The 22,586-nt window shown below is 27.1% G+C and carries 16 protein-coding genes and 1 riboswitch; of the genes, 15 read left to right on the forward strand and 1 reads right to left on the reverse strand.

Annotated features, from left to right (window positions below; translation table 11 throughout):
- The 5 genes from RYM86_RS10610 to RYM86_RS10630 form a co-directional block, all read left to right on the forward strand.
- Positions 1–460 (forward strand): carbohydrate-binding protein (locus RYM86_RS10610; RefSeq protein ID WP_315080335.1); only part of this gene is annotated, 460 nt, incomplete at its 5' end.
- A 336-nt stretch (positions 461–796) separates the two neighbouring features.
- Positions 797–881, forward strand: a riboswitch (cyclic di-GMP riboswitch).
- Between the two features lie 271 nt (positions 882–1,152).
- Positions 1,153–2,913 carry an immunoglobulin-like domain-containing protein gene (locus RYM86_RS10615; RefSeq protein WP_315080337.1) on the forward strand — a complete coding sequence of 587 codons (1,761 nt, stop codon included), beginning with the start codon at positions 1,153–1,155 and terminating at the stop codon, positions 2,911–2,913.
- A 357-nt stretch (positions 2,914–3,270) separates the two neighbouring features.
- The gene (locus RYM86_RS10620; protein ID WP_315080340.1) at positions 3,271–4,188 is read left to right on the forward strand and encodes an LD-carboxypeptidase; all 918 of its coding nucleotides are present in this window, start codon (positions 3,271–3,273) and stop codon (positions 4,186–4,188) included.
- 116 nt (positions 4,189–4,304) lie between these two features.
- Entirely contained in the window at positions 4,305–5,120 is an 816-nt protein-coding gene (locus tag RYM86_RS10625; RefSeq protein WP_315080343.1) for a mechanosensitive ion channel domain-containing protein, read from the forward strand.
- Positions 5,121–5,475: 355 nt separating this feature from the next.
- Positions 5,476–6,423, forward strand: coding sequence for a ComEC/Rec2 family competence protein (locus tag RYM86_RS10630; RefSeq protein WP_315080345.1), 948 nt, complete (start codon positions 5,476–5,478; stop codon positions 6,421–6,423).
- 15 nt (positions 6,424–6,438) lie between these two features.
- On the opposite strand, the gene RYM86_RS10635 is transcribed toward RYM86_RS10630, so the two are convergent.
- Positions 6,439–6,879 (reverse strand): MFS transporter, encoded by a 441-nt coding sequence (locus tag RYM86_RS10635; RefSeq protein WP_315080349.1) that lies wholly within the window; start codon positions 6,877–6,879, stop codon positions 6,439–6,441.
- A gap of 432 nt (positions 6,880–7,311) precedes the next feature.
- Here RYM86_RS10635 and RYM86_RS10640 point away from each other — a divergent pair, with 432 nt between their 5' ends.
- The 10 genes from RYM86_RS10640 (at position 7,312) to RYM86_RS10685 (ending at position 22,584) form a co-directional block, all read left to right on the forward strand.
- Positions 7,312–7,458, forward strand: coding sequence for a hypothetical protein (locus RYM86_RS10640; protein ID WP_315080350.1), 147 nt, complete (start codon positions 7,312–7,314; stop codon positions 7,456–7,458).
- A 302-nt stretch (positions 7,459–7,760) separates the two neighbouring features.
- The gene (zapA, locus tag RYM86_RS10645; RefSeq protein WP_315080351.1) at positions 7,761–9,377 is read left to right on the forward strand and encodes a cell division protein ZapA; all 1,617 of its coding nucleotides are present in this window, start codon (positions 7,761–7,763) and stop codon (positions 9,375–9,377) included.
- Between the two features lie 154 nt (positions 9,378–9,531).
- Positions 9,532–11,877, forward strand: coding sequence for a U32 family peptidase (locus tag RYM86_RS10650; RefSeq protein ID WP_315080353.1), 2,346 nt, complete (start codon positions 9,532–9,534; stop codon positions 11,875–11,877).
- Positions 11,878–11,890: 13 nt separating this feature from the next.
- Entirely contained in the window at positions 11,891–14,248 is a 2,358-nt protein-coding gene (locus tag RYM86_RS10655; RefSeq protein ID WP_315080356.1) for an endonuclease MutS2, read from the forward strand.
- Positions 14,249–14,623: 375 nt separating this feature from the next.
- The gene (locus RYM86_RS10660; protein ID WP_315080358.1) at positions 14,624–15,355 is read left to right on the forward strand and encodes a DUF523 domain-containing protein; all 732 of its coding nucleotides are present in this window, start codon (positions 14,624–14,626) and stop codon (positions 15,353–15,355) included.
- Positions 15,356–15,521: 166 nt separating this feature from the next.
- Entirely contained in the window at positions 15,522–17,249 is a 1,728-nt protein-coding gene (locus RYM86_RS10665) for a phospho-sugar mutase (RefSeq protein WP_315080359.1), read from the forward strand.
- Positions 17,250–17,348: 99 nt separating this feature from the next.
- Positions 17,349–18,437, forward strand: a complete 1,089-nt coding sequence (locus tag RYM86_RS10670; protein ID WP_315080360.1) for a tetratricopeptide repeat protein — start codon at positions 17,349–17,351, stop codon at positions 18,435–18,437.
- Between the two features lie 600 nt (positions 18,438–19,037).
- Positions 19,038–19,751 (forward strand): WecB/TagA/CpsF family glycosyltransferase, encoded by a 714-nt coding sequence (locus RYM86_RS10675; RefSeq protein ID WP_315080361.1) that lies wholly within the window; start codon positions 19,038–19,040, stop codon positions 19,749–19,751.
- Between the two features lie 5 nt (positions 19,752–19,756).
- Positions 19,757–21,289, forward strand: a complete 1,533-nt coding sequence (gene murJ / locus RYM86_RS10680) for a murein biosynthesis integral membrane protein MurJ (RefSeq protein WP_315080363.1) — start codon at positions 19,757–19,759, stop codon at positions 21,287–21,289.
- An 11-nt stretch (positions 21,290–21,300) separates the two neighbouring features.
- Positions 21,301–22,584 carry a glycosyl transferase group 1 gene (locus RYM86_RS10685; RefSeq protein WP_315080364.1) on the forward strand — a complete coding sequence of 428 codons (1,284 nt, stop codon included), beginning with the start codon at positions 21,301–21,303 and terminating at the stop codon, positions 22,582–22,584.
- Positions 22,585–22,586 lie beyond the last annotated feature (2 nt).

Here is a 22,586-nt window from a genome sequence, read left to right on the forward strand (position 1 = left end):
GGCAGGTGTTACTGCAAAAGATAAGGAAGATGGAGACTTAACTTCAAAGATTAAAGTTGAAGGTGACGTTAATACTGAAGTAACAGGTAAATATAACTTAACTTATACAGTTGCAGATAGTGAAGGACTTAAGGATGTTAAGGAATGCTACATTACAGTTAAAGAAGTATCAGAAATTGAAGATACTTATGATCCAAACAAAATATATTTAGAAGGTGATACTGTAATCTACAAAGGTAACAAGTACACAGCTAAGTGGTGGGTTAAGGGAGAAAATCCTGACAAATCAGAGGCTTGGAAAAAGGAAGTTATTCCAAATGAAGACGGATCTGTAGATTATGAAGAAGGATCTATTTATGTTGAAGGTGATAAGGTTAATTATAATGGAAAAATGTATGAAGCTAAATGGTGGACTAAATCAATTCCAGGCAGCGATGATTCTTGGAAGTTAATAGCATAATATAAAATTAAGGATGTCTTAGAATTCTAAGACATCCTATTTTAATGAATGATTTTAAAACAAAGCTTAAAATTTAATTTATGATTGTAAAATATAATTGGCAAACGGTGGGTTTGTCTTTTGTTGGCATTTTATAAAATATGAATAAATTGTAATGCTATAAAGTTAATTTGTTTTCATACGATAAGAATTATGTAGACATTGTTATTTTATTGTTACTTTCAAGAGGATATTTGTTACTTTGGGATAATACATTTTAAAGTGCTTTTACAGATTATCCTAAAGTGTAAATAGACTAGAAAAATGCCAATAATTATATGTATACAACTTTCAATAAAATTCAATAGGCATAGCTAGGGAAATCTAGTGACGCAAAGCTAAAGGGGCTAAAGAAGAAATTCCATGCCAGCCAGTTGCCGATTAATATTAATTTATTAATTGTATAAGATTTTCTTTGTTTTAAAAAAACTAAGACACATTTCAAAAATAATAGACCAGTATGCTTATCTATTTTGCATCATACTGTGTCGTCAAGTTCAGCTAATAACTCGATATTAACTAAACTTGCCTCCTTGTGTAACATCAAATATACCATGCATATTTGATCTATTATTTTCTTTTATGTGCCTAAAGAAAAACTTTAGCTGCTTATTGAAATTTTAAATAAAATTTCTAATAGGAGGAAAATATTTATGAGCTTAAAGAAAAATTACAAACTAAGGACAATGGTTGCAACATCTGTTGTATGTACAGTGATGGTAGGTATGTCATTCACACCTATGTATACAGGTATGACAGCCTTTGCAAAGGACAATGAAGAGGCAGACTTAACTTACACAGTTAAAAATTCAGAAGGATTAAAAGCAGAAAAACAACGTGTAATTGCAGTAGCTGAAAATGATGCTGATTTTGGCGTTGGACAAGGTATTCAATGGCCAAAGCAAGTTAACGCACCATTCATTGATATGGTAGCTTGGGTTACTAAACCAGGATACTCTAATAATGGCGCAGCCAACCTGGCTAAAATATCAGAAGATACTGGAGTTGAATTCTTTAACCTAGGTTTTATTCAACCTATATCTAATACGATTAAAGATGGTAAAGTTCAATGGGGCTGGGGCGGATACCAAGTATTAAATGAACAAAATAAAGATAACGATCAATATACCAATGGTATTAAGAAGTCAATAAAAGATCTACGCGAAATGGGCGGAGATGTTACTATTTCATTAGGTGGTTTAAATGGGTCAGCTTTTTGGCAGGTAACTCAAGATGTTGATGTATTAACTAATACTTATAGAGAAATTATAAAAGGTTATGGACTTACAATACTTGACCTTGATATAGAAGGTGGAGCTCAAAATAAGAATTATAATATTGCAAATGCAAAAGCAATAAAGAATGTTCAAGATGAAACTGGAGTAGACATAGTATTAACACTACCAGTATTACCAAGTGGATTAACTTCAGTACAACTAGATCTTTTAGAAGCTTACTTAGCAAATGGTGTTGATGTTAAATTAGTAAACATCATGACTATGTGCTATGGAAGTGGAACATTATTACCAGGTGAAAACTATGGTACTGGATCAATTAGAGCAATTGATTCAACTAAGGATCAAGTTAAGAATTACTTCAAGAAATATGCAAACATTCAATTAAGTGATAAAGAAGCTTATGGCAAGATAGGTACTACTTCGTCTATAGGATTTGAAAACGAAGCACATCCAATATTTACTACAGAATGGTCTAAGTTATTAGTAAATCATTCTATAGAAAAAGGCTTAGGAATGGCTTCATTCTGGTCAATGAATAGGGATGCCATGTTAGAAAGCAATAGAGGTGTATCATCACAATACGAATTTACTAATATCTTTAAGCAATTTGGTAGTGGTAATGAAGGCGGAGAAGTTAATCCACCAGCAAATACTAAGCCAACTATTTCTGGAGTTAAGAACCAAATAATTGCTGTTGGAGATAAATTTGATCCGATGGCAGGTGTTACTGCAAAAGATAAGGAAGATGGAGACTTAACTTCAAAGATTAAAGTTGAAGGTGACGTTAATACTGAAGTAACAGGTAAATATAACTTAACTTATACAGTTGCAGATAGTGAAGGACTTAAGGATGTTAAGGAATGCTACATTACAGTTAAAGAAGTATCAGAAATTGAAGATACTTATGATCCAAACAAAATATATTTAGAAGGTGATACTGTAATCTACAAAGGTAACAAGTACACAGCTAAGTGGTGGGTTAAGGGAGAAAATCCTGACAAATCAGAGGCTTGGAAAAAGGAAGTTATTCCAAATGAAGACGGATCTGTAGATTATGAAGAAGGATCTATTTATGTTGAAGGTGATAAGGTTAATTATAATGGAAAAATGTATGAAGCTAAATGGTGGACTAAATCAATTCCAGGTAGCGATGATTCTTGGAAGTTAATAGCATAATATAAAATTAAAGGTGTCTTAGAATTCTAAGACACCTTTTTTTATGTAAAGGAAAGTATAAAAATTTCTAAGGCTGAAAGTTGGAATATATATAGCTTTTAGCTTTTAAATATGTTAAAGTATGGGATTATAGCTAGACCTATACTTTTCTGAATATTTAGAAAAGTATATTTTAAAAAATTGTGGATAACTAAAATTATAATCCCATTTAAAGATTAAGAAATTAATCCTAAAGATAAAAATAATCATATGCTGCACCATATTCCTCATTATACAATTAAATTTAACACTTTAAGGATAAATGAACTTAAGTTTAAATATATTGATATTAAAGTAATTATAGAAGGTGGAGATATATTGAGAAGACCTAAAGCACTAAAAAAAGGAGATAAAATAGCTCTTGTAGGATTATCAAGTCCAACAACTGAAGAAAGATTAGAGTTATCAATTAAAGCAATGCATGATTTTGGATTTGAAGTTGTAGTTGGTGAGAGTTGCAAATCTCATTATGGTTATTTAGCTGGAAGTGATGAGATAAGAGCTGATGATATGAATAAAATGTTTTGTGATAAATCAATATCTGGAATCTTTGCAATAAGGGGAGGGTATGGAGCAACAAGGATTCTAGACAAGCTGGATTACAATATGATAAAAAAGAATGCTAAAGTATTTTCAGGATATAGTGACGTTACAGCTATTCATAATGCAATAAATGCAAGATGCAATTTTATAACATTTCATGCACCGATGCCAGCAACAGAAATGTATAGGGGACTAGATAATTACACGGAATATTATTTTAAAAAGAGTATATTCGATTCAGAGCCATTAGGCAAATTAAAAAATGCAGAAGATACAAAAATGGGAACTTTATTTAAAGGTAAAGCTGAAGGAAGATTAGTTGGTGGAAATCTTTCAGTAATTTGCTCAACACTAGGAACTGAGTATGAAATAGATACTAAAGGAAAAATATTATTTTTAGAAGAGATTGATGAATATCCATACAAAATTGATAGAATGATTATGCAATTAAAGCAGTGTAATAAATTTAAAGATGCAAGTGGAATAATTTTAGGAAAATGGACTGATTGTTTACCACCAAAGGGAAGAGAAAGCTTATCATTAATTCAAATATTTGAAGAATTAATAGTGCCAGAAAGAAAACCAACACTATATGATGTTTGCTGTGGCCATTGTTTACCAACACTTACGCTTCCTTTGGGAGCTAAAGTTAAAATCGATGCTAATAATCAAGAAATAAATATACTAGAATAAAGAAATTAAACAGTAGACTAAAATGTTAAGTCTCCTTGGCATAACTTACTTATAGAATTTTAGTATATAGATTTGTATAATAATAAGTAAACTAATGAATAAATCAAGGGGGAAAAATGAATATATTATCAGTAATATTAGATAAAGTATATAGTTGGCTAGCTTTAAGTGGATTAAAAATAGTAATTGGATTATTAGCCTTATGGATAGGATGGAAAATAGTAAATAAAATTATTAAAACTATGGACAGAATTCTTAAAAGAAAAGAATTTGATGTCACATTGACAATGTTTTTAAATGCTTTTATAAATATATCATTAAAAGTATTACTTGTAATGATTATAATGGATTATGTTGGAATGAAAACTACTGGACTTGTAACTTTAATAGGCTCAGCTGGTCTTGCAGTAGGACTTGCTCTTCAAGGCAGTTTATCTAACTTTGCTGGTGGGGTTGTTATTTTATTGATAAGACCTTTTAATATAGGCGATTTTATTGATGCAGTAGGACATTCAGGGAATGTTGAAAAAATAGGGATATTTTATACTTATGTACTTACTACAGATAATAAACAGATACTTATACCAAATGGTAAATTAGCAAATGATAGTATAATAAATTATACAGCTAAGGACAAAAGAAGAGTTGATCTACAGTTTTCAGTTGGATATGATGAAGATGTTATTACGGTTAAGAACATTATAGAAGAAGTTGCTTTAAGTAATGATAAAATATTAAAAGATCCAGAGTATTTTATAGGATTATCTGAACATGGAGATAGTTCAGTGAATTTTGCTTTAAGAATATGGACAAAAACAGAAGATTATTGGGATGTATATTATGATTTATTAGAAAGAGTTAAAATTAAGTTTGAGGATGAAAAAATAAGTATACCATATCCTCAAATGGACGTTCATATTAAAAATGACTAAAAATATGGACATGTTTTAGTAATGTGTTGATATATGCAGAAGCAAAGTGAACGGAGTAATGTACAATGGCACTTTGCCTATTGTATATATAAACATATTTTAAAACATAGCCAAAAATAATATAATTAGATAAAGTTATCAAATAAAAGTCTTTATTTGATAACTTTATTAGTTTATACTATAAATTAGCGAACGTATGTTTTGAATAATAGCTTATGTTTTATTAGTGTGTTGATATATGCAATGCCACTTTACTAGTGCATATATCAGCACATATTTAGTGACATATCTTTATTTAAAAACAGTTTAACAAAGTGATGAAAAGAATTTAAATTCTTAAGATGGAGGGAATAATTTGGGTAATAATAATGACGAATTAAAAAAAGCTTTTAAAAAGAGTATGAAAAAAAATAAGGGGAATAAAAAAGCTCAATTTATAACAATAGTACTTTTTGCTCTTATAGGGCTTATGAGTTTTGTTTTTGGAAATGACTTTAATTCCAACAAGGTAGATAATGTAGGAAATTTAAGCAATGTAAGTGGAAATTTAGAGGTTTCGTATCTGGATGTTGGACAAGGGGATGCTGTATATATAAGGGTTAATGATTTTGATATATTAATAGATGCAGGTCCAAGAAGTGAAGCGGATCATTTATTAAAGCAATTAGAAGAAAAAAATATAGATGATTTTGAAATGGTAATTGCGACTCACCCACATGAAGATCACATAGGTGGAATGAGCAAAGTATTTGAAAATTATAAGGTAGAAAATTTCTATATGCCAAAAGTTACTCATACAACAAAGACATTTGAAAATATGTTGACTTCAGTTTCAAAACAAGGACTAAAAGTGCAACAAATAAAAGAAGGAATGAATTTTGATTTAGGTTCTGGAGCTAAAATAGAGGTATATTCTCCAATGAAAAGTAGTTACGAAGAATTTAATGATTATTCTCCTATAATGAAATTAACATTTGGAGATAAAAAGTTAATTTTTACTGGAGATGCAGAAACATTGGTAGAAGACGAAGTTCTATTTAAATATTCAAAAGATCTTAAGGCTGATGTATTAAAATTTGGGCATCATGGATCAACAACATCTTCAAGCAATGAATTTCTAAAAGCTATCTCTCCACAATATGGGATAATAAGTTGTGGAAAGGATAATAGTTATGGTCATCCACATAAAGAAACTATGAATAAAATATCACAAAATGGTATAAAAACTTATAGAACAGATTTACAAGGAGAAATAACCTTAATATCTGATGGAAAAAACATATCAATCAAAACTAAAAAGTAAGAAGTTAGAGTCTTACTACTTCTTATTATATGAAGATATATTAATACAATTGAGAAAATACATTAGTACTCCACCTATTCCAACGATTAAGCTGACAATTAACCAGGCTTGTTTTATTCCAACTCTTGAAATCATTCTACTCATGATTATAGGTCCAATACCATTTCCAGTTCCATACAATAAAGGCAAAATTGAATTTATTCTTCCTCTATGGGAAGAGGAGCTTAAATTAGCTATAAAAGTTTGAGCGTTTGTGGCAATTGATATTTCCCCTATAGTCATTATAGTCACAATAATAAAAAATGAAAAGATATTAGAGGCAAAACAACAAAGACCAAAGGCTAATGAATAAAAAAGTCCTCCTGCTGAAATAATGGAAAGCATTCTATATTTCTTTGTTATACTTGTTATTATTGGAGTAAATAAAATAACGATTAATCCATTGAAACTGCTCAAAAAACCAAAGTATCTAGCACCGTTAGTGCTAAATATATCATTTTATTATTTTGCCTAAAAATAGTATATAGATCTCTTTAGGGAGTCCTGAATATGCAGAAAACATAAGTATAAATTTATTTTTTAATTTCATCGTCGATCTCCTTTTGTTAATAATTAAATCAATTAATTGTATTTAAGTATAAGGCTATGTTTTAGCAAGGTATTGGCATACGTAACTTTATTTATTGCATATGTCAACTTATATTTAAAACAGAACTAAAAAATAATTATTAAATTATACATCTAAATGGTGAAATTTTCAATTTGTATCAATTAAATGGAATTTAATTATGTGTGTTGATAAATAATATACAGATTTATTAATAATATTTATATCTTTGCACAAACTTATAATGTAGAAACTTATTATTTGAAAGGAGAAATTATATTATGGAAACATTTGGAGATGAAATAAAAGATACTGCAAGAAAAATCAAGAGTGAAATAAAAGATACTGCAAGAGAGATAAAAGGTAAGATGACAGAACAAGGTGAAATTATAAAGGAACATGCTAATAATTTAAAACATAAATTATAATGTTTTGTATTAATAAAGATTATAAGAACCAAGAGATGAAATTTTAAAATTTATCTCTTGGTTCTTATAATTTTTATATAGCATAAATATTATTAATAGTAAAAATTTAAGATTTAGTGTTAATAATTCGACTGCAAAAATTATCAAATTTTAATGTTAGATATAAAAAGACATTTAGCATTAAAAAAAGTAAGAAAAAAGTAAATATTTTTATATCATAAGTATGTACCAATATAATTGTGTTATGAGTGAATATAGAATATAATTAAATAATGAGAAAGAAATTTTAAGAGGTGTAATTTATGATTAAGGTAACAGTTAATATAAATGGTATGGATTACAACTTAAAAGGTGATAAAAATGAACAATATTTAGTTGATTTAGCTGATTTTGTTGATAGTAAAGTAAAAGAGATAATGAGTAAAAACTCTAGGTTAAGCACTAGTGCTGCAACTGTATTAGCGGCAGTAAATATAGCAGATGAACTTTACGAATGTGATTTTAATTTAAGAAATGCCATTAATAAGAAGAAAAATATAGAAACTGAAAAAAGTGAATTGATTCAAAAAGTAGACAAGTTAAATGAAGATTTAAAAACAACACTAGTAGAGAAAACAAAGCTTCAAGAACAATTAGTAAATGGTGAGCAATCTTTAAAAGAAAAATATGCAGAGATAGAACAACAACTTACTACTTTAAGGGAAGAAGCAATTAATCTAAAAAAAGAAAAAAATTTATTATTAGAAAAGAATACTAAATTAGAGAATAATTTAAAAGAAGTTAGCAATTTAAAAAATGTATTAAATAAAGAAGTCGTAGAAATAAAAGAAAAAAATAAATTCCTTAATAAAAAGATAGATGAATCTAAAGGAAAAGAAGTGGAATTAATAAATAAACTACAAGTTTCAAGTGGAAATGTTAAAGAATTAGAAAATAAAGTTTCTTCTTTAGAAAACAAATGTACTAATTTAGGCAAAAGATTCAATGATTTAAATATTTTAAATACAGAAAGTTCATTAGAACTTGAAAGAACAATTAAAGTTAGAGCTAGTTTAGAAGAAGAAAATTCTATCTTGGCTGAAAAAAGTAAGTCTTTAGAAGATAATTGTTTAGCGTTACAAAGTAAGATAGAAGAGTTAACATCATTGATGTTAAATGAAAAGAACAACAAACAAGTTCTTCAAGAAGAGTATACTAAATGTAAAGAAGAGCTTGAAAATATCAGTGATCTTTATTATGAGACTGACAAAGAAGTTACAACTTTTAAACAAAAAATAGAAGAGATTAATAGAGAAAATGAAAAATTAAATTCCAAGATAAATATGGAAATAAAAAATAAGAAGGTATTAGAAGACAATATTCAAAAATTAAATAATAATATTAATTCAATAAATAATGAGAAAAACAAAATAAAACAAGAAAATTTAAAAGTAAATGAGGAACTAAAAAGTCTAAAAGATAAGTATTCTAAGTTAATTGTTAATGAAGATAATAATAAAAAGACAATAAATATAAAATATAAAGAAATAGAAGAATTAAGAGATGATTTAAGTAATAAAGATAAATCATTAATAGATATAAAAAGTATCTTAGACGATAAAGAAAAGTCATTAGAAAAATTAAAAGCTAATGTAGATGAAAAAGAGAAAAACTTAGAGACATTAAAAAATATTTTAAGTAAAAAGGATGCTTCTGTAGTGGAATTAGAAAATAAAGTTGAAGAATTAAACAATTATAAGAGTAAACTTATGGAAAGAAGCAAAAATGTAAATAATAATCTTAGAACATCTAAGTATAAAGTTATGGAATTAAAGGATAAACTATTAACTGTAGAAATAGAATTAGCAGCGCTAAAAAGCCAACAATTTTTAAATAGTAAAACGAAAAAAGTTATAGCTCCACTTTCACATAAAAAGTAGGGTAATATAATAGAATTATAACAATTTTAAAAACTGCTATTTTTAATAGCAGTTTTTAAAGGTTTTTAAGAATAATAAAAGTATGATGTTTTGTTTTAATGCAGAATTAATATTCATAAAAACAAGGCTAATTAAAACACTCAGGAGGAAATTAATGAAAAAAATAGAGTTGTTAGCACCAGCAGGTAGTATGGAGAGCTTAGTAGCAGCTATAAATAGAGGAGCTGATGCTATTTATTTAGGCGGAAATAAGTTTTCGGCAAGAGCATATGCATCAAATTTTGATAATGAAATGATGATGAAAGCTGTAGATTATGCACATAGCTATGGAGTTAAGGTGTATGTAACTATAAATACTTTGTTAAAAGAAAGTGAAATAAAAGAAGCTTTAAAATATGCAGGATACCTTTATGATATAGGGGTAGATGCTTTAATAATTCAAGACACGGGACTTATTAATTTAATACAAAAAACATATACAGATTTTGAATTACATGCATCAACTCAAATGACAGTACATAATGGTGAAAGTGCAATGTATTTTACTGAAAAAGGATTATCTAGAATAGTTTTATCTAGAGAGCTTTCTTTAAATGAAATTAAATACATATCAAAAGATTTAGGTGTAGAAACAGAAATATTTGTACATGGAGCACTTTGTGTATGCTATTCAGGACAATGCTTAATGAGTTCTATGATAGGTGGAAGAAGCGGAAATAGAGGAAGATGCGCTCAACCTTGTAGAATGGAATATATAATACAGGGCGAAAATACTGCACCTAAAAAGGCATATTTACTTAGTCCAAAAGATATGTGCTTAATTGATGATGTAGAAGAAATAATAAAAAGTGGAACAGCATCTTTAAAAGTAGAAGGACGAATGAAGAGACCTGAGTATGTGTCAGGTGTTGTAGATACCTATAGAAGAGCAATTAATAAGGTTATTTATAAACAAAAATTTGATTTAAAAAAGGGAAGAACTCAGTTAGCTCAGCTATTTAATAGAGAAGGTTTTTCTAAAGCATATCTATATAAAAACACAGGAAAAGATATGATGAGTTATAATTTCCCTAAAAATACTGGAATTCCTGTAGGTAAGGCACTTGATAAAAGTGAAATTATATTAGAGGGAAACATAAGTATTGGTGATGGAATAAGATACGGGCATGAAGGATTTGTATTAGGGAAAATATTACTTAATGGCAAAGAAGTAAAGGAAGCTTTTAAAGGTGATAAAGTTAAATTAACACCTAGTGGTTATAAAAAAGGTGACTTAATATATAGAATGTCTGATAAAAAATTATATGATGAATTAAAGGATTATGTAAAGCCATATAAAAGAAAAGTATTATTACAAGGTGAATTAGAATTTAAAGTTGGTTTTCCTTTAAAACTTAAAACTAAATTCAAGGGAAGAGAATATGAAGTTTCAGGTGATAGTGTTGAAGCAGCAGAAAAATCACCATTAGATATAAAAAGAGTAGAAGAATGTTTAATGAAATCTGGAGAAATACCATATAAATTTGAAAAAGTATTGTTTAATACTTTTGAAGATGGATTTATAAGAATATCTTCTTTAAATAATTTAAGAAGAGAGTTATTTGAAAAAATATTAAAGCAAGAAACGTCTTCTTATAGACGAAGAAGATTTAAAGGTGATATTTTGGATAAAAACTTAAAGTTTGGTGAAAGCTTAGGATATATTTATAGTTGTATAAATAAAGAACAATTAAAAGCTTTATTAGAAGATGATGCTGTTCAAAATATAGCATTAGATATATCATATACTAAACATAAAGGTGCATTAAATATAAGTGACTTTAAAAATATAGAAAATAAAAACTTGTATTTTATGACTCCTAATATAATCAAAGAAGAATTTAAAAATATAGTTAAACAAATAGATGAAGTTAGTCCTAATATAAAAGGGTTAATAACATCTAATGTAGGATTAGTTAATTTATATAAAGATAGATTATTTATAATAGGAGATTATAAATTAAATCTTTTCAATAAAGAAGCATTAGATTTTTATAGAGAAGATATAGACGTTCCGTCATTAAGTCTAGAGTTAAATAGAAAAGAAATTAAAGAGATAATGAAGAGTGTTGATTATAATGTTGCAGTTGGAATTTATGGAAAAGCTGAATTGATGATTAGTGAATATTGTCCAATTGGAAGTACCTTTGGAAATAAATCTAACTCAAAAGAGTGTAATGGTGCTTGTATGAGAGATGAATTTACATTGGTAGATAGAAAAAATGAAACATTTAAAGTGTTAGGTGATAATAGCTGCAGAAGTCATATATTAAATTCGCTTGCTTTAAATTTAATAGAAGAAATTGAAGAATTAAAAACATTTAATATATCTACGTTTAGAGTTGACTTTAAAGATGAAACTTATAATGAGGTTAAAGTAATCTTAGAAGAAATGAAAAAACTTAAAAAAAGTGAAAATAGAAGCTATACTAAAGGTCATTATAAACGAGGTGTAGAGTAGAGGGGAACTATAAATGAACAAGAGATCTTTAAGAGTTTTAGAATTTAATAAAGTAAAAGAAATACTTAAAAAGTATGCATATAGCAGTTCTGCCAAGAAATTGGTAGATGAGCTTATGCCATATGATAATACATATGAAATAAATAATAATTTAGAGGAATCTAATGAGGCACTTGAAATATTAATGAAGAAGGGCAATCCACCAATAGAAGGGCTTTATGATATAAAGGATATACTTCAAAGAGCTAAAAAGGGAGGAACATTAACTCCAGAGCAACTATTAAAGGTATTAGGAATGCTTACAGCAACTAGAAGAATGCAAGAATTTTTTAAAAGAGAAGAGCAAGATGTGTCTTTTCCTAAGTTAGAAGATTTAGCGTATATATTAATGCCTATTAATGATTTGGAAAAAGAAATAGAGAAATCTATTTTATCAGAAGACGAAGTAAGCGATAATGCTAGTACTACTTTATATAATATAAGAAGAAGCTTAAAAGAAAAGAATTCTTCAGTTAGAGAAAAAATAAACTCAATAGTAAGAAGTAATTCAAAATATTTACAAGATTCTTTATATACAATAAGAGGCGATAGATATGTAATTCCAGTAAAGGCAGAATATAAGAGTTCAGTACCAGGACTTGTACATGATCAGAGCTCAACAGGAGCTACTCTTTTTATAGAACCTATGGGATTAGTTAATTTAAATAATGAAATAAAAGAACTTATGTTAAAAGAAAAAGCTGAAATAGATAGGGTACTTGCAGCATTATCATTAAAAGTGAAAATGAATGCAGAACACTGTGAGAGTAATTTTAAAATACTTACTAATTTAGATTTTATTTTTTCAAAGGGAAAATATGCATGCGAATTAAATGCAATAAAACCTATGGTAAGAGAAGACGGAATATTTAACATAATGTCTGGTAGACATCCTTTAATTGAAAAAGATAAAGTTGTACCTTTAGATGTGATTTTAGGTGATGAATTTGATACTTTAATGATAACTGGACCTAATACAGGGGGGAAAACTGTTACATTAAAAACAGTAGGATTACTTCATATAATGGCTCTTAGTGGACTTCTTATACCTGCAAGTTCTAATTCATCTGTATCGTTTTTTAAGGAAGTATTTGCTGATATAGGAGATGAGCAAAGTATTGAACAAAATTTATCAACTTTCTCATCACATTTAACTAATATAGTAAACATCATGGAATATGATAACAGACAATCACTTATTTTATTTGATGAGTTAGGTGGAGGAACTGATCCAGCAGAAGGTGCAGCACTTGCAATAGCTATTATAGAAAATTTAAGTAGCAAAGGTGCAAAACTAATAGCAACAACTCACTATAGTGAATTAAAGGCATATGCATTAGAAAAGGATAGAGTTGAAAATGCATCTGTAGAGTTTGATATTAATACCTTAAGACCTACATATAGGTTATTAATTGGAATTCCAGGAAAATCTAATGCTTTTGAGATTTCTAAAAGAATAGGACTTGGAAAAGAAGTTATAGACTGTGCAAAAAATTATATGTCTAAAGAAAATTTAGAGTTTGAGGGTTTAATAAAGAATCTTCAAGAAAAAAGTATTATGGCTAAAAAAGATGCAAGAGATGCAAAAGTCATTAAAGATCAAGCAGATGAATTAAAGAAGAAATACGAACAAAAACTTGAAAGACTTGAAAAAGTTAAAGATAAAGCTTATATGGAAGCCAGAGAAGAGTCTAAAAAGATAGTAGCTAATGCAAAAGATGAAGCGGATGAAATATTAAAAGCCATGAGAGAACTTGAAAAGCTTGGTATTGCAAGTGGAGGAAGACAAAGATTAGAAGAAGAACGTAAAAAACTTAAAGATAGTTTAGAAGAAAAAGAAAAGAATCTATATAAGATGAAAGAAAATGACGGTGAAGTACTTGAAAAGGTAACTTTAGGAATGGAAGCATTTTTACCATCTTTAAATCAAACTGTTGTAGTAATTTCTATGCCTGATAATAGAGGAGAAGTACAAGTTGAAGCTGGAATTATGAAAATTTCAGTTAAGCTAAAAGACTTGAGAAAAACTAAACAATCTAAAGTTGAAAAGGTAAAGAAAAAGAGAGAATTAAAATTACATTTCAGTAAAGTTGAAAATCGTATAGATTTAAGAGGTCTAGATGCAGAAGAAGCGTGTTATAGAGTAGATAAATATTTAGATGATGCTTATATGGGCAATCTTGGAGAAGTGACAATAGTTCATGGAAAAGGTACTGGAATTCTTAGAAAAGCAATAAATGATATGCTTAAGAGACATGTACATGTTAAAAATTATAGATTAGGTGGCTATGGTGAAGGTGGAGATGGTGCAACAATAGTTGAACTAAAATAATGTGATGTTTTAACATGTTGATCTTTTGTATAAAGCTCATGGACAGAGAAATTTGCTTTAAGAACTCTAAAATAAAGATTAGTCCAATTAATGCATGTTCCCAATGAAACATTGTACTGTGTGAAAGTTCGTGTTTCCAAATATAAAATTTGGACACTTACTTTTGACAAGCAATTAATTGTAAGGCTAAAGGGAAACTCGACTCATGTACATTCGCTGAGTAAGTTCGAGTAGCAAAATATAAAATTTTGACTCTTACTTAAGAGTTCTAAAAAGCAAATTTCAACGCCACTTCGCCTTTATAACAAAAGATCAACATATATTTAAAAATGGTTAGATAAAAAAATAAATATGAAGAAATTTTGAGGTGAGTGCATGTATATTATAAGTGCATGTTTATGTGGAGTTAACTGTAAATATAGTGGAGAAAATAATTTAAATGAAAAATGTGCTGAATTATTTAGAAAAGGAAAAGCTATTTTGGTATGTCCTGAACAACTTGGAGGATTAAGTACTCCTAGAACTCCAGTGGAATTAAAAAATTCTGCTGAGGAAATACTAAATGGACATGGAATAGCAATTACAAAAGATGGTGTAGATGTTACAAATCAATTTGTAAAAGGTGCATATGAAACATTAAAGATAGCTAAAGAAGTGAATGCTACAAAGGCAATTTTAAAAGAAAAAAGTCCATCATGTGGTGTTAATAAAGTATATGATGGGAGCTTCGAAGGAAATAAAATAGATGGAATGGGAATTACAGCTTATTTGTTAGAAAAAGAAGGAATAGAAGTATTTTCTGAAGAAGATATAGAACCTAATAATGAGAAATTAATATATCTAAATGAGTATTTTGAAAATAAATTAAAAAGAAAAAAATTTTTAAACTTATATGAAGATGATTTTGATTATGATGAGTCATTAGATTTGACAGAATGTTTAGATGAATTTTCCGATTTGCCAAGTCGAGTTAAGGATAATGTAAAAAGATTAATAATATCTTTAGCAGAAGATCTTATGGGATTTACTGAAATAGATGAAATATCAGAAGCTACAGGGCTAACAATAGAAGAAATTACTACTATAAAGAATGAGCATAAAAAATAATAAATGCTAGTAATTGGAAAAATTTATTGTCAAATACTATAAAATATTAAAAAAAGTATTTTTTATTATAGTTAAGTATTGTATAATAATAGAAGTATTAAGTAAAATTTTGTTAAGTTAGTATAAATGTTTAACAAATGATTTATACAAATGGGAGGGAACATATATGGATTATAAAGAAAAATATAACTCATGGATTAATTCTGAGAGTATAAATGAAGAAACAAGGAATGAATTAAAAGCGATATGTGATGAAAAAGAAATAGAAGATAGATTTTATAAAGATTTAGAATTCGGTACAGGTGGATTAAGAGGTGTAATTGGTGCAGGAAGCAACAGAATGAATGTATACAGTGTTTCAAAAGCAACTCAAGGTTTTGCTAATTACTTAAATGAAAACTTTAATAAACCAGCAGTTGCAATTGCATATGATTCTAGAAATATGTCAAAAGAATTTGCTAAGGCAGCAGCACTTACATTATGCGCTAACAATGTAAAAGTATACTTATATGAAAGTTTAAGACCAACACCAGTGTTATCTTTTGCTACAAGAGAATTAAAATGTAGTGGTGGAATAGTTGTAACTGCTTCACATAATCCAAAGCAATATAATGGATATAAAGTTTATGATGAATTTGGAGGACAAGTTACAGATGATAAAGCTAATAAAATAATAACTTGTGTTAACCAAATTGAAGATTTTTCACAAATTAAAACTATAGATGAAAAAGATGCTTTAGAAAAAGGTTTACTTGAGTATGTAGGTGAAGAATTAGATAAAGCTTATATGGAAAAAGTGAAATCTTTAACTATTAGAAACGAATTAGTTAGTGAAAAAGCTGAGGATTTAAAAGTTATATATACTCCAATTCATGGATCAGGTAATGTTCCAGTTAGAAGAGTATTAAAAGAATTAGGATATACTAATGTAGAAGTTGTTAAAGAGCAAGAAGAACCAAATGGTAATTTCCCGACAGCATCTTATCCTAATCCAGAAAATCCAGATGTATTTGAATTGGCTTTAAAGATGGCGAAAAATACAAATCCGGATATAATATTTGGAACAGATCCAGATTGCGATAGAATTGGTGTTGTAGTAAAAGACAGCAAAGGTGAATACAAGGTTTTAACTGGTAACCAAACTGGATTATTATTAACTCATTATATGTTAAGTTCATTAAAAGAAACTAATAAGTTACCACAAAATGGAGTAGTCATTAAGACAATAGTAACTACAGAAGGTGCTAAAGCAATTGCTGATGATTTTAATATAGAAATATTAGATGTATTAACTGGATTTAAGTATATAGGAGAAAAGATAAGAGAATTTAAAGAATCAGGAGAGCATACTTACTTATTTGGATTTGAAGAAAGTTATGGATATCTTGCAGGAGACTTTGTTCGTGATAAAGATGCAGTAATAGCTTCAATGTTAATATGCGAAATGTGCTTATATTATAAAGAACATGGTAAGAGTTTATATGATGCTTTAATAGAATTATATGAAAAATACGGATACTTTAAAGAAACTCTTGTATCTTTAGAATTAGCAGGAAAAGAAGGTCAAGAAAAAATTGCTTCTTGTATAGACGCTATGAGAAATAGTAAGGTAACTGAAATTAACAATGTAAAAGTAGTTAGAAAATTAGATTATAAATTAAGTACAGATGAAGATGTGGTAAATGGAAGTAAGGTATCAATTGATTTACCAAAATCAAATGTACTAAAATTTATACTTGAAGATGATTCTTATTTTGTAGTAAGACCATCAGGAACTGAACCTAAAATGAAAATTTACTTATCTATTAAAGGAAATAGTTTAACTGATGCTGAAAAACAAATATCAGAATTTAAAGAAAATATTATGAAATTAATTAATGAAAAATTAAACTAAATTAATTCTACAAATAAGCTGTTTTAAGTGATATAATAATCATTTAAGACAGCTTTTGTTCTTAAGTACTATCAAGATAAATTTAGGTGGTGTAACATAATGGATTATAAAACAATGTTGAAAGAAAAATTAAGTAAAATATTATTTTTAGAAATGGATATAGAGGGATTTAAAAACACTATAAATATTCCTGAGTATGTAACATTTAAAAACAAAGATTTATATATGCCTATAAGTTCAGAATATATAACATCTAATGTTAATGATGAAATAAAGATGAAGAACTTACCTATATATTATTTTATTGAAGGAATGTTTATATGCTTTGCATGTGATGAAAAGTTAAGATTTAATGATGATTACGGTATAATTTTAACTTATATTGCTAATGCTGAAGAATCTATAAAAAGCCTTATAGCAAATAGAATTAAAGAAGAAAGATTAGAAGAAGCTTATATATTATTAAAAGGATTATATATATATAATAGAGAGGAAGAAGTGTTTAAAAATTTATTATTAACAGGGGAAGCCTTAAGAGAGAAGGATTCTAAATTTAAATCAATATTATTAGAAGATATTGAAGACGGTAAGATAAAATTTAGAAATATGCCAGAACTTTACTTATATAATGCACTTATATTAAGAGATGATGGAGATTTTATAAACGCAAAAGAAGAAATAAATAGATACTTAAATAAAGGTGGAATAAAAACTGCTGATATAGATCAAATAATTAATGATATTAATAACGTAAGTCAATATGAAAAGGCAATAGAGCTTTTAAATGAAAAACCAGAAAAAGCAATAGAAATGTTATTGCCATTAGTTGATCAATTTGAAGAAAACCCACTTTTATATTATTACTTAGCTGTTGGATATAGAAATTTAGAAAACTATGAAAAAGCTATATATTATTTAAATCAAAGTATAAGCATTGAATCAGGTATATTAGAAGTAGTTAATGAACTTGGTATAAATTATGCTTGTCTTGGTAATTATGAAGAAGCAATAAAATATTTTAAAAAAGCTTTTGAAGCATCAAGAGATGTTGAAATTTGTACTAACATAACAATGTGTTATATGAATTTAGGAGATAATGAACAAGCGAAACTTCATTTAGAAATTGCTAAAAAATTAAATCCAGAAGATGAAATTGTTAATCAATTAGAAAAGGCTTTAACTAAATAGTTAAATTTTTATTTTAAAAGAAAGTTCATAATTTAAGTGCAAAGCTCATAGATAAACAATCTGCTTTTTTTGATAAAATAGTGTTATTCGTATAGAACATGTTTAAAAATGCATTGATTTATGCAATAAGTAAAGTGGCATTGTAATTGGACTTTGAGAATACTTAATGAGTATTGTCACATTTACTGCTTGTCTTAATTTTACATTAGGAGCAAGCTAAAATGGGACTATACTCATTTTTAGTATTCCTAAGTTCAATTACTCAGTCCATTTTAAAAATGCATATATCAATGCATGTATTAAATAATTATTATTTTAATACATAAAAAGGGATTTATTATATGATATAATAGTCTAATCAATAATAAGTGTTTATATTTATGAAAATACTACATAATGAAAGGAGAAACTACTTAAAATGTAAGTTTAAAATTGAAAGTGGAAAGTGTAGAGTGAATAAAAAATTCAATATAGGAATTTTAAAATATATTATTTTAGAAAGTATTTAAGGACTTCCAATAAAAAATGTAAACTCTTAATTTCTAATTTTCAGTTGAAAAGCGTGACGCAATAAACTTTGTAATTTAAGTAGCGAATTTTATGTTTACAGATATACTTAATTTTAAAATATTTAATGGTAGTAAAAAAGAACTGATGAAATACATAGAGAAATTTGAAAAGATAAATATTATATCAGGAAATCCAGAGATACTATTTAATGGATTAAATGATAAAATACTTAATAAATGTTTTAAAGAAGATAATTCCGTGATTATTCCTGATGGGGTGGGGACCGTTATTGCTTCTAAATTGTTAAAAAATCCTGTAAAAGAAAAAATAGCTGGAATAGAAGTAATGAGAGATCTTTTAGAGAAAGCCAGTTTGGAAAATAAATCTATTTATTTATTGGGAGCAAAAGAAGACGTAATTCAAAAATGTGCGGAAAATATTAAAAATGAATTTAATAATTTAGATATATGCGGTGTACATAATGGATACTTTGATTTAGATCATTGTGATGAAATAATAGATGAAATAATAGAAAAAAAGCCTTGGGCTATTTTTATTGCAATGGGATGTCCAAGACAAGAATATTTTATTAAAAAATATATGGATATATTATCTTGCAATATATTTATGGGAGTTGGAGGAAGCTTTGATATATTTTCAGGAATGTCTAAGAGAGCACCTAAATGGATGATAAATTTAGGTCTGGAATGGCTTTATAGGGTGGCAAAGGAACCTTGGAGAATAACAAGACTTACTTCTATACCTAAGTTTTTAATAAAAGTATTAAGGTATAATAAAAGGTGATAAATATGAAGGAGAACACTTTATTAAAATCTACTTTAATAATAATGATAGTATCATGTATAAGTAGAGTTATAGGTTTTGTCAGAGATATACTTATTGCAAATAATTTTGGTGCTGGTATGTATACGGATGCATATAATATTGCTGTTACTGTACCTGAAACCATTTTTATGCTTATAGGGCTTGCAATCTCTACAGCATTTTTACCAGTACTTAGCAAGATAAAAGCAAAAAATGGTACAAATGAAATGTATGCTTTCGCAAATAATGTGATTAACATATTATTTATTATTTCAGTTATATTTTTTCTAATAACTAGTATTTTCTCAAAAGAAATAGTTATGGCTTTAGGAAAGGGACTTGACACAGAAACAACGATTTTAGCAATTAGATTAACTAGAATTACATTGATTAATTTATTGTTTATGTCAATTAACGCATGCTTTACATCATTGTTACAAGTTAATGAAGATTTTGTTATACCATCAATATTAGGTTTGTTTTTTAACTTACCTATGATTATATATTTACTATTTTTTAGAAGCTATGATATTATTGGATTAACTATAGCTAATGTTATAGGAAACTTTTTTAGAGTGCTAGTACAAGTACCATCTTTAGTTTCCCACGGATATAAGTATAAATTTTTTGTTGATTTAAAGGATGAAGGACTAAAATCTATTTTAATACTAATAATTCCAGTAGTTATAGCAGCAGGTGCAAATTCTTTAAATATGATAGTTGACAAAAGAATTGCATCATCATTAGAAATTGGTTCTATTTCAGCATTAGGGTATGCAGAAAAACTTATATTTTTTATAAATAGTATAATAACAACATCTATATCAAGTGTTGCATATCCTATGATGGCTAATGCTAGGAATGCAAAAAAGATAGATGAGTTTGTAGGGTTATTAAAAAAATCTCTTATATATTTAGCTCTAATTTTAATACCAATTACAGTTGGAGTTATAATATTTAAAGAAGATATTGTAAGTATTATATATAAAAGAGGGAAGTTCACAGATTATGCAGTAAAATTAACAAGTTTGGCTTTACTTGGTTATACAGTTGGGATATTCTTTACTGGAATGAGAGATATATTAAACTCTACTTTGTTTTCTATGGGGAAAACTAAGATTACAACTTTAAATGGAATTATAGGAGTAATCATAAATATATGTTTAAGCATAATATTATCAAAAACTATGGGTATATCTGGAGTAGCATTAGCATCTTCAATAGCTATGGTTATAACTTCTATTTTATTATTTATTAGTATTACAAAATTAGAACGTAATTTTACTTATAAAGATTTATTTGTTAAAATATTCAAGATAATTATTAATTCAATTTTAATGGGATTAGTTATTATTACATTTATAAATTTAATAGATGGAAAAATACCAAAAATAGTGATTATGATTTTAGGAACTATTATTGGTATTATAAGTTATTTTATATTATGTAATTTATTTAATATAAAAGAGGTACAGGAGATAAAAAAATTATTTTTAAACAAAGTAAAGAAGAAATAATAGGAGGACATATGAAAATATTATTTATAGCTTGTTATTCTCCATTAATAAATAATTCAGCTGCAATAGAGACTTTGCAGTATTTAAATAAATTAAGCGAAATTCCAGGAAATGAAATACATTTATTAACAGTGAATTTTCCGAAAAATTCAATATATTATGATGAATATTTATTTTCTATGATGGATAGTAAAATAAAATATCATTTAATTGATGGGGGAGCAATATTCAAAAAATTTATTCCTAGAAAGCAAAGTACAGCTAATGTAAATAAAGAATCTATAAAAAATAAAAAGTTTTTAAGAAAGATTAAAAATGCATTTGTAATACCTGATATGTATTATGGATGGGCTAAAAAGGCAGCTAAGTATGGAATTCAACTTATGCAACAAGAAAAAATTGATGTTATATTTTCAATGCATGAGCCACCATCTTCTCATTTATGTGCATATTATATAAAAAGAAGATTTAAGAATGTGCCTTGGATAACTTATTGGAGTGATCCGTGGCTTAAAGATTCAACACGTCAAAATTCTTTTGTTTTAAAAAGATTGATTGAAAAGAATATGGAAAAGAATGTAGTTGAACTAGCTAATAAATTTATTTTTGTAACTGAAGAAAACAAAAAAGATTACTTAAATCAATACAAAGTTGTTCAATCTAAAAGTGATTTTACTTATATATTAAACAGGGGATTTGATAAAGAATTGTATAATAAATTATCATTAGAAGATACCCCATCTTTTATAAAAAGAAATAAATTGAATATGGTTTATACAGGAGAAATATTTACTAAATTAAGAAATATAAATCCTTTTATTGAAGCACTAGAAGAAATTAAAAGTGAAAATAAAGAAGACTATGAATTACTTAATATTTTGTTTTTTGGTAATATAGATGATATTGAGATTAAAAGAAAATTAAGTAATTTAGATATAGCAAAAGTTTCGAATAGAATACCTTTTGATGAAGCACTTAAGTATATGTTGAACTCTGAAGTACTACTTTTATTTGGTAATAAAAATTCTAAGCAAATACCTGCAAAGATATATGATTATTTTGGAACTAATGCAAGAGTTTTTGTTATTTATGGTGATGATAATGATCCAATTAAAGATGTAGTTGAGAGGAATGAAAAATGTATTAATACTGGTAATTCTGTTAAAGAAATAAAAAATAACATATATAAGTTAATAGATTTATATAAAAGTAATAATATAAAAACAGCACCTGACTATAAATATGAATGGAATAGCATAGTCAAGAAATTAAATACTATATTAGAAGAGAAGTGATT

The sequence above is a fragment of the uncultured Clostridium sp. genome (assembly GCF_963527835.1).
GTDB lineage: Bacteria > Bacillota > Clostridia > Clostridiales > Clostridiaceae > Clostridium.